This window comes from Hymenobacter segetis (assembly GCF_038448715.1).
GTDB lineage: Bacteria > Bacteroidota > Bacteroidia > Cytophagales > Hymenobacteraceae > Hymenobacter > Hymenobacter segetis.
Window position 1 is genome coordinate 1 of the sequence record NZ_JBCEVZ010000039.1, and the last position, 14200, is coordinate 14200.

12 protein-coding genes are annotated in these 14200 nt (G+C 62.9%); 7 read left to right on the top strand and 5 right to left on the bottom strand.

The genetic code is table 11. From position 1 onward, the window contains the following. Window positions 1-152 precede the first annotated feature (152 nt). Window positions 153-614, top strand: a complete 462-nt coding sequence (locus AAFH49_RS14900) for a T9SS type A sorting domain-containing protein (RefSeq protein ID WP_342299379.1) — start codon at window positions 153-155, stop codon at window positions 612-614. A 74-nt stretch (window positions 615-688) separates the two neighbouring features. On the opposite strand, the gene AAFH49_RS14905 is transcribed toward AAFH49_RS14900, so the two are convergent. Together AAFH49_RS14905 and AAFH49_RS14910 are read right to left on the bottom strand one after the other, a co-directional pair. Then, the gene (locus AAFH49_RS14905) at window positions 689-2287 is read right to left on the bottom strand and encodes a catalase (RefSeq protein WP_342299381.1); all 1599 of its coding nucleotides are present in this window, start codon (window positions 2285-2287) and stop codon (window positions 689-691) included. Window positions 2288-2438: 151 nt separating this feature from the next. Further along, complete coding sequence (locus tag AAFH49_RS14910) at window positions 2439-3608, bottom strand: SMP-30/gluconolactonase/LRE family protein (RefSeq protein WP_342299382.1); 1170 nt, start codon at window positions 3606-3608, stop codon at window positions 2439-2441. Window positions 3609-3835: 227 nt separating this feature from the next. Here AAFH49_RS14910 and AAFH49_RS14915 point away from each other — a divergent pair, with 227 nt between their 5' ends. Next, entirely contained in the window at window positions 3836-4351 is a 516-nt protein-coding gene (locus AAFH49_RS14915; protein ID WP_342299384.1) for an FKBP-type peptidyl-prolyl cis-trans isomerase, read from the top strand. A 162-nt stretch (window positions 4352-4513) separates the two neighbouring features. On the opposite strand, the gene AAFH49_RS14920 is transcribed toward AAFH49_RS14915, so the two are convergent. Beyond that, a complete protein-coding gene (locus tag AAFH49_RS14920; RefSeq protein WP_342299386.1) occupies window positions 4514-5113 on the bottom strand; it encodes an acyl carrier protein phosphodiesterase in 600 nt (199 codons plus the stop codon). 242 nt (window positions 5114-5355) lie between these two features. Here AAFH49_RS14920 and AAFH49_RS14925 point away from each other — a divergent pair, with 242 nt between their 5' ends. Continuing rightward, on the top strand, window positions 5356-5868 hold the full coding sequence (locus tag AAFH49_RS14925; protein ID WP_342299388.1) for a pyridoxamine 5'-phosphate oxidase family protein: 513 nt from the start codon (window positions 5356-5358) through the stop codon (window positions 5866-5868). Between the two features lie 96 nt (window positions 5869-5964). Next, window positions 5965-6684, top strand: a complete 720-nt coding sequence (locus AAFH49_RS14930; protein WP_342299390.1) for a spheroidene monooxygenase — start codon at window positions 5965-5967, stop codon at window positions 6682-6684. On the opposite strand, the gene AAFH49_RS14935 is transcribed toward AAFH49_RS14930, so the two are convergent. Then, window positions 6681-8285 (bottom strand): hypothetical protein, encoded by a 1605-nt coding sequence (locus tag AAFH49_RS14935; protein WP_342299391.1) that lies wholly within the window; start codon window positions 8283-8285, stop codon window positions 6681-6683. The two genes, AAFH49_RS14930 and AAFH49_RS14935, sit on opposite strands and share 4 nt — an antisense overlap. 157 nt (window positions 8286-8442) lie before the next feature. On the opposite strand from AAFH49_RS14935, the gene AAFH49_RS14940 reads away from it, so the two are divergent. Both AAFH49_RS14940 and AAFH49_RS14945 read left to right on the top strand, forming a co-directional pair. Then, window positions 8443-10059, top strand: a complete 1617-nt coding sequence (locus tag AAFH49_RS14940) for a hypothetical protein (RefSeq protein WP_342299394.1) — start codon at window positions 8443-8445, stop codon at window positions 10057-10059. A 78-nt stretch (window positions 10060-10137) separates the two neighbouring features. Continuing rightward, on the top strand, window positions 10138-11679 hold the full coding sequence (locus AAFH49_RS14945) for a hypothetical protein (protein WP_342299396.1): 1542 nt from the start codon (window positions 10138-10140) through the stop codon (window positions 11677-11679). Window positions 11680-11778: 99 nt separating this feature from the next. Here AAFH49_RS14945 and AAFH49_RS14950 read toward each other — a convergent pair whose 3' ends face one another. Then, window positions 11779-12900 (bottom strand): DNA topoisomerase IB, encoded by a 1122-nt coding sequence (locus tag AAFH49_RS14950; protein ID WP_342299398.1) that lies wholly within the window; start codon window positions 12898-12900, stop codon window positions 11779-11781. Window positions 12901-13094: 194 nt separating this feature from the next. On the opposite strand from AAFH49_RS14950, the gene AAFH49_RS14955 reads away from it, so the two are divergent. Further along, entirely contained in the window at window positions 13095-14198 is a 1104-nt protein-coding gene (locus AAFH49_RS14955) for an App1 family protein phosphatidate phosphatase (protein ID WP_342299400.1), read from the top strand. Window positions 14199-14200: the final 2 nt, after the last annotated feature.

Sequence of the window (14200 nt, forward strand, 5' to 3'; positions counted from 1 at the left end):
GTTCAACGACGGGCGGGGGCAAGCCCCGCGCCCTACCACGGCGACATAAGCTCCTGAGTAAGTACCATTGCGGCAGTTATTTCGCGCTTGCTTTTCCCGTTGCCCGTGCGTCAATTTTTACTTTTCCTATTGATTGCGCTGCTGGGCGCTCCTTGCCTTGCCACGGCCGCGCCCAGACGTGGCAGCGCGACCCGCTGCTGGGCCGCCTGCTCATCCATGAGCTGGTGCAGGACCCCGCCGGCCTGCTCTGGGTGACCCGCTACGCCGCCGAGTTAGTGTATTACCGCCTGCGCCAGATTGATAAGGACGGCACCGCCAGCTACTCGCCCGTCCGCACCGTGCAGGTTCCTGCCACCGTTGGCTTTGCCGTGCAGGCCTACCCCCAGCCCTTCGGCCCGGAGCTAAACCTATTGTTGCGCACCGCCGAGGCCGGCCCGGTTACCATCGTGCTGCACGATGCCGTGGGGCGGGCGCTGCTCACTCGCTCGGCCACGCTTGTGGCCGGCAGCAACGTGTTGCAGCTGCCCGAGGCGGCAGCTCCGGCATCCGGCGTATATGTGTTAAGCATCAGCCATCATGCTTCTCATCGCACGCTCAAGATTGTGCGGAAGTAGTGCTCAACATAAATTTCACACAAAAAGGCCCGCCGGAATATTCCAGCGGGCCTTTCTCAATTGAATCGAATTCCTTACTTCGCCCCGTGCGGCACCTTGTCCAGCGGTGCGGGCGGCGCATACTGCTTATGGTCTTGGCCGTTGGATTTTTGCCCGTCTACTTTCACGCCCAGGCCGGCGGCGATGCCGGCTCCGAGTTTTTGGTCGGCCTTGAACCAATGGCCGAGCTGGCGGGCGATGATTTCATCCTTTTTGGGACCTTCGATGCCGGACATATGGCCCACGATGTTCTTAATCGTGTCTTCCTGGGCCTTGGCATCCATGAGGCGGAACAGGTTGCCGGGCTGGGTGAAATGGTCGTCGTCGCCGGGCGCGTTGCGGTCGAAGCGGGCGGCTTTGGTCGCCTCCACGGGGTAGGCGTAGTCGCTCACGCTCTTGTCCTCGGTGGGGCCTCCGAAGGAGTTGGGGTAGTAGTTCACGCCCGGGCCGCCGTTGTTGCCTAGGGCCATATGGCCGTCGCGCTGGTAGTGGCTTGTGGCGAAGGGCGAGCGGTTGGCCGGCAGCTGGTCGTAGTTTACGCCCACGCGGTAGCGGTGGGCATCGGGGTAGCTCAGGATGCGGGTTTGCAGCATCTTATCGGGCGAGAAACCCATCCCGTCCACGATGTTGGCGGGCGAGTACGAGGCCTGCTCCACGAAGGCGTGGTAGTTCTCGGGAATGCGGTTCAGCTCCATCACGCCCACTTCCTGTAGCGGGAAATCGGCGTGGGGCCACACTTTGGTGATGTCGAACGAGTTCCACTTATAGGTAGCGGCCTGCTCCTCGGGCATGGTCTGGATGAACATCTTCCACTTCGGGAAATTGCCCTGTGTGATGGCATCCACGAGGTCGTGCTGGGCGAAATCGGGGTCGAGGCCGGCCATTTCGTTGGCTTCGGCATCGGTGAAGTTCTTGATGCCCTGCTGGGTGAGGAAGTGGTATTTCACCCAAGTGCGCACGTTGTCCTTGTTAATCATGGAGAACGTGTGCGACGAGTAGCCGTGCATGTGGCGCACGCCGTAGGGCGTGCCCCGGTCGCTCATCAGAATGAGCACTTGGTGCAAGCTTTCGGGCATCAGGCTCCAGAAATCCCACATGATGGTTTTGCTGCGCAGATTGGTGTAGGGGTCGCGCTTCTGGCTGTGGATGAAGTCGGGAAACTTCTGGCCGTCCTTCACGAAGAACACCGGCGTGTTGTTGCCCACCATGTCCCAGTTGCCGCCTTCGGTGTAGAATTTCAGCGAGAAGCCGCGCGGGTCGCGGGCCGTATCGGCCGAGCCGCGCTCGCCGGCTACCGTGCTGAAGCGCACCAGCATGTCGCACTCATTGCCCACCTTGCTGAACAGCTTGGCGCGCGTGTACTGCGTGATGTCGTGCGTGACCGTGAACTTGCCCTGCGCGCCCACGCCCTTGGCGTGCACCACGCGCTCGGGCACCCGCTCGCGGTTGAAATGGGCCAGGCGCTCAAACGCGCTGTAGTCTTCCTGTAGCACCGGCCCGCGCGGGCCCACGGTGATGGAGTTCTGGGTGTCATCAATCGGGCGGCCCGACGAGGTGGTGATTTTGTCGCCGCCACTGAGGTCGGCGGGCTGGGGAGAATTCGGGGTATCGAACTTGGGGGGACTCTTAGCCATGATGCAATTTATTGGTTGAATTGATAGATTTATTTGTACAAAAGAACACGTCTAAAACCCACCCCGGCACGCATTGTTGAATAATGCCAAAATTTTGTTAATGAAGCAATTAGCGTCATCAAAACTTCATCCGTCGGGTAGCTAAGCGGCGTTAGTTCAGGTCAATAACCGACATGGTGTGCGGGGCATCCGACTTGGTGTTGGCGAAGTGTTTCACCGGGTGGTCGAAGTTGGAAATGTATAAGCGCTTGCCTTTCAGCAGCACTTCGGCGGGCTGGTCGAGCTTGCCGCCGCTGCCGTCGGTGTCGGGGTTCTGGGCCAGCGTGGTCACCTTGTTGCCGTTGCGCAGGTCCACCGTTTCAATGGAATTTTCGCGGGAGTTGCACAGGTACATCAGGTCCGTAGCACGGTCAATGATGAGGCCATCTACGCACGGAATCTGCTTGCAGCTCAACGTCAGGGTTTCCTGCTTGGCCAAGCTGCCGTCCGGGTTCAGCGACACTTTGTAAAGCTTGCCGTCGCCAAAGGAGCCGGTGTAAAAATTACCCTTGCTGTCGTAGTCCAGGCCATCAGCCCCGTTGTCCACGCCGGTTTCGTTCACCGTCGTCGAGAACATAGCCAGCACGTGCGGGTCCTTGGTTTTGGGCTTGAGGTGCACGGTGCCCTTGTTCAGTTCGGCCAAGGAAAACTTCAAAATGGCGCTGCCCTTGTCGTTGTCGGGCAGGTCCCACTGGCTGTCGGTCACGTAAATCGTGTTGCCTTTCCAGACCACCGCATTGGCCAGCGCGAAGTTGTCGACGGCCGTGGTAATGGCCCCGGGCTTGCCGTTTTTCATCGTCACCTTCATCAGGCGCGATTTAAAATCCTTGCTGTTTTCGTACTGGTTTTCGGCGTAGTAGAGGTTACCATCGGGGCCGAAAGCCAGGTCCATGGGCGCGGCCTTTTTGGTAGTTGGCTCCACGGGCAGGTTGGTGGCAAATGGTTTGATGGTGGTGCCGTCAATCTCCATCAGCGAAGCCGGATGGCTGGTGTCGGCCAGGTTGGGCACCGAGAGAATGAGGTGGCCGTTGGGGGCCAGCGCCAAGCCGTCGGGCGTGTTGTGCGCGTCGTCGAGGGTGAAAAGCAGCTTCGGGCTGCCGATGGTGGGGATTGAGCCGGCCGGCAGCCCCATGGTATCGGCCGGGGCGGCAGCTTTTTGGGCCGAAGCGTCGGTTTGCACCACCGCTTCTTTGCTCACGGCTTCGTCCTGGGTTTTCGGTGGGTTCGACTGGCAACCAGCCAATAGCGCGCCGCCAAACAGCAGCGAAAATAGCTTGCGCATGGATTTGGGTGTAGAAAGAATGGAAAAAAAGGGCATTAGCAGGCCCAATCGGGCTGATTCTTAACGGCTGCCCGGGCCATGGGTTGCGCTATCATTTCGGCTTCGCTTGGGCAAACTGCCACCGTGGCCGGCCTTTTCTGCTGGGCTTGCGTACCTATCTTGCCGAAAATTTTTCTTACCACCCTCCAAATCCCGCGGCCGCCCTAACCGGCCCGCCCTCCCTGCTCATGGCTGCAATCAGCGATAAAAAAGTCGTCACCATCACCTACGACCTCAGTGTGACCGACGAAAACCAGGAAAAAGTATTGGTCGAATCGGCCGAGGCCGATGCGCCTATGGTCTTCCTGTTCGGCCACAGCGGCCTGCCCGAAGAGTTTGAAGCCCAGCTCGATGGCAAAAACCCCGGCGATGAGTTCCAGTTCAGCCTCACCCCCGAGCAGGCCTACGGCGACTACGACGAGCAGGCACTGGTCGAAATCCCCAAAGAAGTTTTCCTCATCGATGGCAAGCTGGACGAGGAAATGCTCCAGCCCGGCAACTTCCTGCCCATGGCCGACAACGAAGGCAACCACATGCAGGCCAAGGTAATAAGCATCGGCGACACCGCCGTGCATATGGACTTCAACCACCCCCTGGCCGGCATGGTAATGCACTTCCACGGCAAGGTGCAGGACGTGCGCGACGCCACCACCGAGGAGCTGGCCCACGGCCACGTGCACGGCGAAGGCGGCCACCACCACTAAGGCTTTCCTGTCATTGCGAGCGCAGCGAAGCAATCCGTCCTGACAAAACCAGAACCATTCTTAAGCGACAAGCCCCGGCACTGCACAGTACCGGGGCTTGTCACATTTTAGGGCTCATCACATTGTACAGGACGGATTGCTTCGCTGCGCTCGCAATGACAGCTACGTTCGCAATGACAGTTCCACATACGCCTGCAACTCCGGAAAAAACGCCCGAAAATCCGCCTCATATTCTGCATAGTTCGCCACCAGCTCTGTAGCGGCCGTTTCCATGCCGGAGCCAGCCGAGGCGCGGCGGCTCAGGCCACTAAGGGCGCGGCGGATGCCTTCGATTTCGGCGTAGCCCAGCAGCCAGTTATGTTGCACCATGTAGAACAGCATCTGCTGCACGCGGGGCGGCATTTCAGCTTCGCGGGAATTCAGTAAAGCGTATACGCGGCGGGTAAAATCGGGCAGGCTTTCGGACGAATATTCCGGGAAATTATGGGCCAGGAAATGGTCCAGGAACATATCCGAAATCACGCCGGCGTACTTGCCGTAGCCGGCGGCGCGCAGGCGCTGGGTGCTGCGGCGCACCACGGGATGCTGGTCGGTGAAGGTGTCGATGGCACGGTGCAGGCGGATGCCGGTTTGCACGGCAGGCGGGTATTTTTCGAGCTGCCGGCCGGGCACCGAGTCGGCAATGAAGTTGCCCAGCAGGATATCGGAATAGGTGACCGAATCGGGCGAGCCGGAGAGGAAAAGATGGGCCAGAAAATTCATTTGAGGGGGAGGGTGATGCTCGTCATGCAGAGCGCAGCGAAGCATCTTTACCGCAACAGTAATCTGCATCAATTGGGTTACTTCTACGGTAAAGATGCTTCGCTGCGCTCTGCATGACGTTCCGCTAATAACCACTTCCCGAACGAGATTATTCAACCCCGGCCGGCTGGCTGCCGTAAGCCAATTCGCCGCCCACATGTTTTGGTCCGGCCTATTCTTTCACCTCCCCAATTCTCTTCCCCATGTCCGATAAGTCGCCCGTAACCCACGACCTGACCCAGTTATTCGAAAAAATCAAGGAAGTGCGCATGGCCATGCTCACCACCACCGACGAGCACGGCAGCCTGCACAGCCGGCCCATGGCCACCATCAAGCCCGGCGAAGACGGTGCCCTCTACTTCCTCACCGACTCCGAGTCGGCTAAAGTTTACGAAATCAAAAAAGACAGCCAGGTGAACCTGAGCTACTCCGACCCGAGCAGCAATGTGTACGCCTCGGTATCGGGCCGCGCAAATGCCTACCGCGACGAAGCCAAAATTGCCGAGCTCTGGAGCGAGCCCATGCGCGGCTGGTTCCCCAAAGGCAAGGAAGACCCACGCATCAATGTCCTCAAAGTTGACATTGAAAAGGCCGAATACTGGGATTCGCCCAGCAGCCTGCTGGTGCAGGCCTACGCCTACGTGCGGGCCGTGGTAACGGGCGAGCGCAGCAAGGACGACGACGTGAACCAGCACGCCCAGGTGCAGGTGAAGTAGGTTTTGAAATCCTGATTCTGAAAGGCCGGAAGCAATTCCGGCCTTTTTTTGTTGCTTGCAGCCCGCTGCCCGGCGGCTTGCCCGCTCATCTCCCGAATGCACCTTACTACCCTCACCGTTTTCACCCTGAAACCCGGCCACCGACGCTGGGCGCTGGCCCAAATGGGCACCGCCCCCCCGCAGCTGCAACGGGTGCCGGGCCTCCGGTTTTTCAAGCTGCTAGGCAGTGGGGCGTCCAACGGTTTCGGCGCGTGGCCCAATTTCGACCGCTACGGCTTTATGGCCGTGTGGGAAGATGTGGCCTTTGCCGAGGCCTTCTTCAGCCGAAATCCAGTGTGGGCCGCCTACCAGCAGCGCAGCGCCGAGCAATGGACCGTGCGCCTCGCCCCCATCAAATCCCAGGGCCTGTGGGATGGCAAAAACCCGTTTGATTACAGCAGCAACGCCGGTTCAGCCCTTGCCGAAACGCCCGTGGCCGTGCTCACCCGCGCCAGCATCCATTGGCGCAAAATCCCGCGCTTCTGGAAATTTGTGGAGCCCACCAGCGCGGCGCTGGCCCACGCGGTGGGCGTGCGGGCCGCCATCGGGCTGGGCGAATTGCCGCTGGTGCGGCAGGCCACGTTCAGCGTGTGGGAATCGGCCAGGGCCATGCAGGAATACGCTTATAAGGACGCCAAACACCGCGAAGTCATCAAGCTCACGCGCCGCGAAAACTGGTACGCCGAGGAACTGTTCGCCCGCTTCCAGGTGCTGAGCAGCGAGGGCACCATTGATGGTCGGGAGCCGCTGGGCGAACTATTGACGGGGCCGGGTTAATCGCGCAGATTGTAGCGGTGCAGCCAGGCGCGGCCGTTGGCCGTAAGCTCGGGGGTTGGGTCGGCTTCCACCTGCACCCCGGCCGGATGCGCGGTAATCCGCTCGCCAGGGCCGGTGTACCACGTAACATTGCCCGGCGTAGCGCCCTTTGTGGTGATTACCCGGTTGCGGCCCGCCCCATCGTATAAACGCACGGCAATGCCCTGCGGCAACGCCCCGCGCAGCTCAAATACGTCGTCGCCGCCCAGGCCGTACAGGTCAAGCTGGGGGGTGATTTTTCGGTTGAAGGTGCGGTCTGTCACAAGGCTATCGGGCTGGCCGGGACGCTGGGCCAGCAGCTGCACGCGCAGGCTGCCGCCCACTTCGCTCAGGATAAATCGTTCGGCCTGGTCGGTGCCAATCAGCCAGGCCTGCTTATTTAGTAGCGCGTAATACTGCTGGGCCACGGCGGGCAGCTGCTCGCGCCGGGTGCGCAGCATGGGCACGAATTTCGCCGCCAGGCTGGCCCGCATTTCGGCCGGGCCGGAGTTGAATGCCTGAACCAACACGGCATCGCTCAGGCTGGCCCGCACAGAATCAGCCACCTCCCGAAAATCATTCGCACTGAGGCTGGTGAGCAGCGTGCGGTCGAGAGCGCGGGCGGTGGTGGTGAGGCCGTCCACGTTTTCCAGCCGGATGGTGGCCCGGAACGTCTGGTACTTAGGCGCAAACCATGACACCAACCGCGTCACCAGGCCATCATCAAACAGGAAAAATGCCTGGTCACGGTCGCGCGGCACAGGCCGGAAGGCCAGCCGGCCGGCCTGCGGAAACGTGGCCCAGCGCCACTGGTCTTCGCGGCGACTCCAGTCGCCCACCAGCATATCGAGCAGGCGGGCGCGCAGGAAGGCCCGGGCGGAAACGTGGGCGCTGGGCCAGCGCCGCAACGCCGCCAGCATGTGGTGCGAATTCACCACCTGCGGCGCGTGGCCGAAGCTGGCCACCAGGCGCTGGTCGCCGTCGGCCCGCTCCTCAAGCAGGTACAGCGCATTGGCGTAGCTGGCTTTGAACTTGCCCAGGCCGGCATCCGCCCCCACGAATACCAGCCGGGGGTTGGCGTGCAGCACCCCGGCCGCCTCGGCCAGGTAGGCGGCCGGGTAGGCCCCAAAGGGCTGCGTGGCGCTGGTCTGGTCCTTGAGCAGGCCGCGCAGCAGGTTGCGTTTCCAGCCGGGGCTGAGCGCGGCGCTCATGTCCTTGTCCACGGAGCGCAGCACGTACTCGCGGCCATCGGGCGCACACAGGCGCAGGGTGTGGCTCTGGTAGCTGCCGCCGGCCTGCAGGGGCACCAGGCCGCCGGGTACGGCGGTGGCCAGCCGCAGCACCGGCACCGTGACCGGAGTAGCCCACACGCTGCGGTAGTGCTTGCCAAAAAAGAACTTCCAAACGGCACCACGGGCATATTGCGGCCCGGCCGCCAGCCGCACCGTGGCCGAGTCGGCGCTCCATTGCGGCGCTGCCGCGCCTGAGGCTTTGTGCTCGGCGCAGCCCCCCAACACCATGGCCGCCGCGCCGGCGCAGCAGCCCCGCGCCCACGGTCCCCATTCAGTAGTTAAGCCCGGCATAAGCAGCAATTTTCCAAAACGCGGAGCACTCATCGGGGCTAAAAAGCAAGTATTTCCCGGCAAAAGAAGCCGTCCAACGCATAGTTGAGGCTAGCCGCTGCCCACCTTTACGGGGAAGTTGCGTTAAAGGCTCATTCGCGCTTGCCGCCTTCACCGAATGCCTTATCCTTTTGTTCGCTGCCCCAGCTTTTGCCCGCGCCTGTTGGTGCTGCTGGGCCTGGGACTGGCCGCCGGCGGCTGCGCCCGCCACAATTATTTCCAGCCCGATGCCCGCGTGGGCCCCGGCAGCACCGCCGCCCTGCCGGCCTCCGCCGATTCGGTGCTGGCCACCGCCGGCCGCCAATACAACCGCCACTCGGGGTTCTACCAGTTTTTTCTGGGCCGCCACTACCGCCGCGTGTGGGCCGCCCCCGTCAAAGTGCCGGTGCTGAACCTGGCCACCGCCGCCCCCGGCGGCCTCACGGCGGGCAAGGCCGGCGGTGGCTACCAAAGCATCAGCATGACCCTAGAGGGACGACAGCAGCGCGAATACGCCCTGCGCGCCCTCGACAAAGAGCCCTACAAAACCCTGCCGCTGGTGCTGCGCCACACCTTCGTGCTCAACGTGGTGCGCGATGCCACTTCGGCGGCCATTCCCTACGGAGCCCTCACCGTGCCGCCGCTGGCGCAGGCGGCCGGTGTGCCCCACACCCGCCCGCGCCTAGTGTACGTGCGGCCCGATGAAACCGGCCTGGGCGAGTCCTCCGCCCGGTTTCAGGGCAAGCTGGCGCTGCTCGAAGAAAAGTATAACAACCCCGACGCCCGCACGCCCGACCTGGCCAATGCCATCGATTTTGACGGTGGCGAGGCCATGCTGAAAAAGGTGTACCACCACCCCTCCTACTTCATCGACCAGCCCGCCTTCCTGCGCGCCCGCCTGCTCGATGTGTGGCTCGGCGACTGGGACCGGCACGAGGCGCAGTGGACCTGGGCCCAGTTCAAAGAAACCGGGGGCCGCGTGCGCTACGTCGGCATTCCGAAGGACCGCGACCAGGTGTATTTTCGGTTCGATGACGGGGTGATTCCCTGGCTGGCGGCCCGGCCGTTCATCGCGCCGCAGTTCCAGACGTTTCGCAACGAGTACAACAACATGGCCGGCCTGGTGTATCAAGCGAAGTTTATCGACCAGCGCGGCCTCTCGGCCATGACGCGGGCCGACTTCCAGCGCACCGCCCACGACTTGCAGCGCCGCCTGCCCGACTCCGTTATCGACCGCGCCCTGCACCGCCTGCCGCCCGCCGTGTACGCGCTGGAAGGCACGCGCCTCGGCACCACCCTCAGGGCCCGGCGCGAAACCCTGCCGCAGGCCGCCGATGAATATTACCTCACCCTGGCCCATGAGCCCACGCTGGGCGGCACGGCCGAGGCCGAGCGATTCGTGGTGCACCGCTACGCCGACTCCACCACCGTCCGCATCTTTTGCAAAGCCCTCAGCCAGCTCTCGGCTGGCGACTCACTCCGGTTCCGGCGCACGTATTTCACTGCCGAAACCCAGGAGCTGAGCCTCGACGGCCTGGGCGGCGACGACGTGTTTGAAGTAACCACCGCCGCCACCCACCGGCCCATGCCCGTGCTGCTCTACGGCGGCGAGGGCCACGACCAGCTGCTACTGCAAGGCAGCAGCCGGCGGCTCAAGCTCTTCGATGAAGCCTCCGACGTGACGGCCGCCGGCAGCCTCCGCCCCAGCCTGCCCAGAAAGAAACACCGCGCCTTCAACCGGCTAAACGATGATTAATCGGGACGCCTCCCAAAATCGGCCAGCCTTTTTCAGCCCCCAGCCGTTCAAAGCCCAACCCTATTACGCCGCTTGCTTTTGATACCCGTCCGTTTGCGCTTTTATACATTGATGGTAGGCGCACTGGCTGGGCTGCTCGGCACCGGCTGCGTGCGCAGGCAGTTTTTTCAGCCCGATGCCCGGCTCGATGCCACCGCCCCCCCGCCCGCCACAGCCGATAGCGTGCACCGGGCCACCGCCGGCCGGCAATACGCCCGGCACGGCGGGTTGTATAACGCGCTGGTGGGCCGGCACCACCGCCCCACCTGGGCGGCCCCGGTAGCCGCGCCGGTGCTGCACCTGGCCACCGCCCACCCCGGCGGCCTCACGCCCGGCAAAGTGGGAGGCGGCTTCAACAGCACCAGCCTGAGTCTGTCGAGCGCCGATGGCCGCGCCTACGTGGTGCGCACCGTTGACAAAGACCCCATTCGGGCCACACCGGAGCTGGTGCGGGGCACCTTCCTGGTGAATGTGCTGCGCGATAATATTTCCTCCACCAACCCCTACGCCGCGCTGGTGGTGCCGCCGCTGGCCGCCGCCGCCGGCGTGCCCCACGCCTCCCCGCGCCTGTTCTACGTTCGAGCCGACGACCCGGCTTTTCAGACCGATTCGCTGCGGCACTTCCGGGGCCAGCTGGCTTACCTGGAGGAAAAAGCCGCCCCCACCACCCCGCCGCCCGCCGCCATTATAAATAGCACCAAGGCTTTTGCCGCCGCTTTCGCCAGCCCCGAGCAGCGCTTTGCCCCCACCGACCTGCTCCGAGCCCGTCTGCTGGATGGCTGGCTGGGCGATTGGGACCGCCACCCCGGCCAGTGGAGCTGGGCCGTGACCCGCCCTACCGAGGCCGGCCCCGCCGCCCTCGTGCCACTGCCCAAGGACCGCGACATGGTCCTCTATCGCCTCGATGATGGCGCATTGGGCTGGCTCATCGGCCACGTATTTCTGCGCCACTGGGCCACGTTTGGCCCGCGCTATAAAAATCCATCGGGCCTGATGTCCTCCGGCCACTACCTCGACCAACGCATTCTCAATGGTCTGAGCCGCGCCCAGTTCCGGGCCGCCGCCATGGCCATGCAGCAGCGCCTGTCCGACACGCTCATTACCCGAGCGGTTCACCACCTGCCCCCGGCTGCCTTCGCCTTGGAAGGCCCGCGCACCATCGCTTCCCTGCAGGCCCGCCGCGCCGCCCTACCGACTTTGGCTGATGGCTTTTATCTTGGATTAGCCAGGCGCCCGCGCATCGGCGGCACGGCTCAAGCCGAGCAGTTCATCATCGAGCGCTATGCCGATTCGACGGTGGTAACGGTCCGGTCACTGGCGGCCGGTGCTATGAGTGTACCGCTGTTGCACCGTGCCTTTTTGCCGGCTGAGACGCGGCTTATTCAACTGGAAGGATTGGCGGGTGATGATGTTTTCACGGTTGAGAACCATGGCGCGAATGCGGCCAGCAAGCCTGCTATTCGCATTTACGGCGGCGCGGGCAATGATGAGTTTCGCGCGGGCAACGGTGGCCAGGGTATCCGATTCTCACAGGAAAGTGCGCCCGTTAAACGGGCTTACGACAAGCTGCCGGAGGAATAAGAAGCTGCATGAGATAGGGTGCGGGGCTTGCCCCCGCCCGTCGTCGAACATCAATCGTTCAACGACGGGCGGGGGCAAGCCCCGCACCCTACCTCCTTTTCAGGCTTGCGCCAGCATCTTCAGCACCAGCCGCTCCACTGGTGTTAGCGGGTCATCAGCGTGGGTTTCGGCGTCGTGCTTGCGCAAGAACTCAATCAGCTGGCCCGATTTGAACAGCTCCACCACCTGCGGGTGGATGTAATATTTTGAGCACACCGTGGGCGTGTTGCCCAGGCCGGTAGCCACTTCCTTCACGGCTTTTTTGATGACTTTTTCGGGGGCCAGCTGCGGCTCTTCGTTCAGCACGGCCTCCAGGCAGCTCACCATTTTCACGGTGCCGCCCCAAGTGCGGAAGTCCTTGGCCGAGAGCTGCAAGCCGGTGTGGCGGTGCAGGTAGTCGTTCACATCGCCCGATTCTAGGGCGTGGCGCTGCCCATCGGCAGAGTAAAACTGGAACAAGTGCTGGCCCGGAATTTCCTTGCACTTGCGCACCAGCCGGGCCAGTTTGGCATCGTGCAGGGTCACGTCGTGCGGCACGCCTTTTTTGCCCACGAAGCTGAAATTGACCTTGGCCCCTTCGATGGCCACGTGCTTGTCCTGCAAGGTGCTCAGGCCGTAGCTGGGTTTCGATTTGCCGTTTTTCTTCGCGTACTCCTTATTGCCGACGCGGATAAACGACTGGTCCATGAGCGTGAGCACCAGGGCCACCACTTTTTCGCGGTCGAGGGCGGCGCGGCGCAGGTCTTTGCGGAGTTGCTCGCGCAAGGGCCCCAGCTTTTCGCCGAAGGTGCGCAGGCGCGAAAACTTGGTGAGGCTGCGCACTTCGTCCCAAGCCGGGTGGTAGCGGTACTGCTTGCGGCCGAGGTTGTCTTTGCCCGTTACCTGCAAATGCGTGGTGGCCGAGGGCGAAATCCACACCTCCGTCCAGGCCGGCGGAATCACGAAGCTGCTAATACGAGCCAGCGTTTTTGGGTCGGTTATTTTCTGGCCTTTGGGGTCGTGGTACACGAAGTTTCCGGTGCGCGTGGGCTTGCGGGTCAGGCCGGGACCCTGGTCGGTGGCGTAGCGCAGCCCGGCCATTTCGGCCTGCCGGGCGGGGTCTTTGTACACGATATGCGCCTCATCCTGGGGCGGAAGCGACTTTTTACGGGTTTTGGGGTGAGCGGTGGCGGTGGTGGGCATGGATAGAGTAGAAGTAGCCTTGAATTTGGGCGTCGGGGTTTTACGGAAAAAGGCCAGCAGAGGCCGTACCACTGTAGCGCGGACTTTTAGTCCGCGAGTTCAAACGACTGCACATCACTTCAACACCCTTCTCTCGCAGACTAAAAGTCCGCCCTACATCAGCCATTGCCATCCCTCAGCCGTAGGTTTGCCCCATGAAGCTGCCTGCTGCTCTTTCCAATCTCTCCGAGTGGAGCGACCACCTCTACACCCGTTTCTCGGCCCGCCGCGGCTGGTTGCGCCCCCTGCAAATCGATGCTTACCGCAGCTACGGCACGGCCGAAAAGTTCTACATCAAAGGCCGCCTGCTGGCCGACCCCGGCCTGACCGCCGCCACCGCCACCGACTCCGGCTGGCGCAATTTCCGCAGCATGGTGCGCCGCTTCAACAGCCGCGAAGTGGCCGGGGCCGACCTCATCGCCGAGCTGCCCGACGGCAGCCAGCACCTCGTCACCACCGACGACGAAGGCTATTTCACCCTCGTTATCGAGCCGCACCAACTGCCCGCGCCCGTGGCCTACCTCTGGTACCCGGTGCCAGTGCGCGTAGCCCGGCTGCCCTCCTTCCTCCGGCCGCCCACTAAAGCTATTGCCACCGAAGCCGCCGTGCTGGTGCCACCCGCCAGTGCCGAGTTCGGCGTGATTTCCGACCTCGACGACACGGTATTTGAAACCAGCGCCACCAATATTTTCAAGATGCTGGGCCGCGTGCTGTTCAGCAATGCCCAGTCGAAACAGCCCTTTGAGGGCGTGGCCGAGTTCTACCGCCGCCTCCAGCACGGCCGCACCGGCCGGCCCGACAACCCGTTTTTCTTCGTCAGCAGCAGCCCTTGGAACCTCTACGACCTGCTCGCGGAATTCCTGAAGCTGCACGACATCCCCACCGGCCCGCTCCTGCTGCGCGACCTCAGCATTGCCCGCCCCAAAACCACGCCCCCGCCCGGCGTCACGGGCTCGGCCGCCATCCACTTCGCCCACAAGCTGCACGAAATCGACGACCTGCTCACCACCTACCCCACGCTCCCCTTCGTCCTGCTCGGCGACAGCGGCCAGGAAGACGCCCGCATCTACCGCGAAGTGGTGCGCCGCCACCCCGGCCGCATCCGCGCCATCTACATCCGCGACGTGCAGGTGCCGGAACGGGCCGCCCTGGTCGGGCCAATTATCGAGGAGCTGGACCGCGAAGACGTGCCCATGCTACTGGTAGCAGATTATGCGACGGCCGCCGCGCACGCGGCCACGCTGGGGCTGGTAGTGTAAAA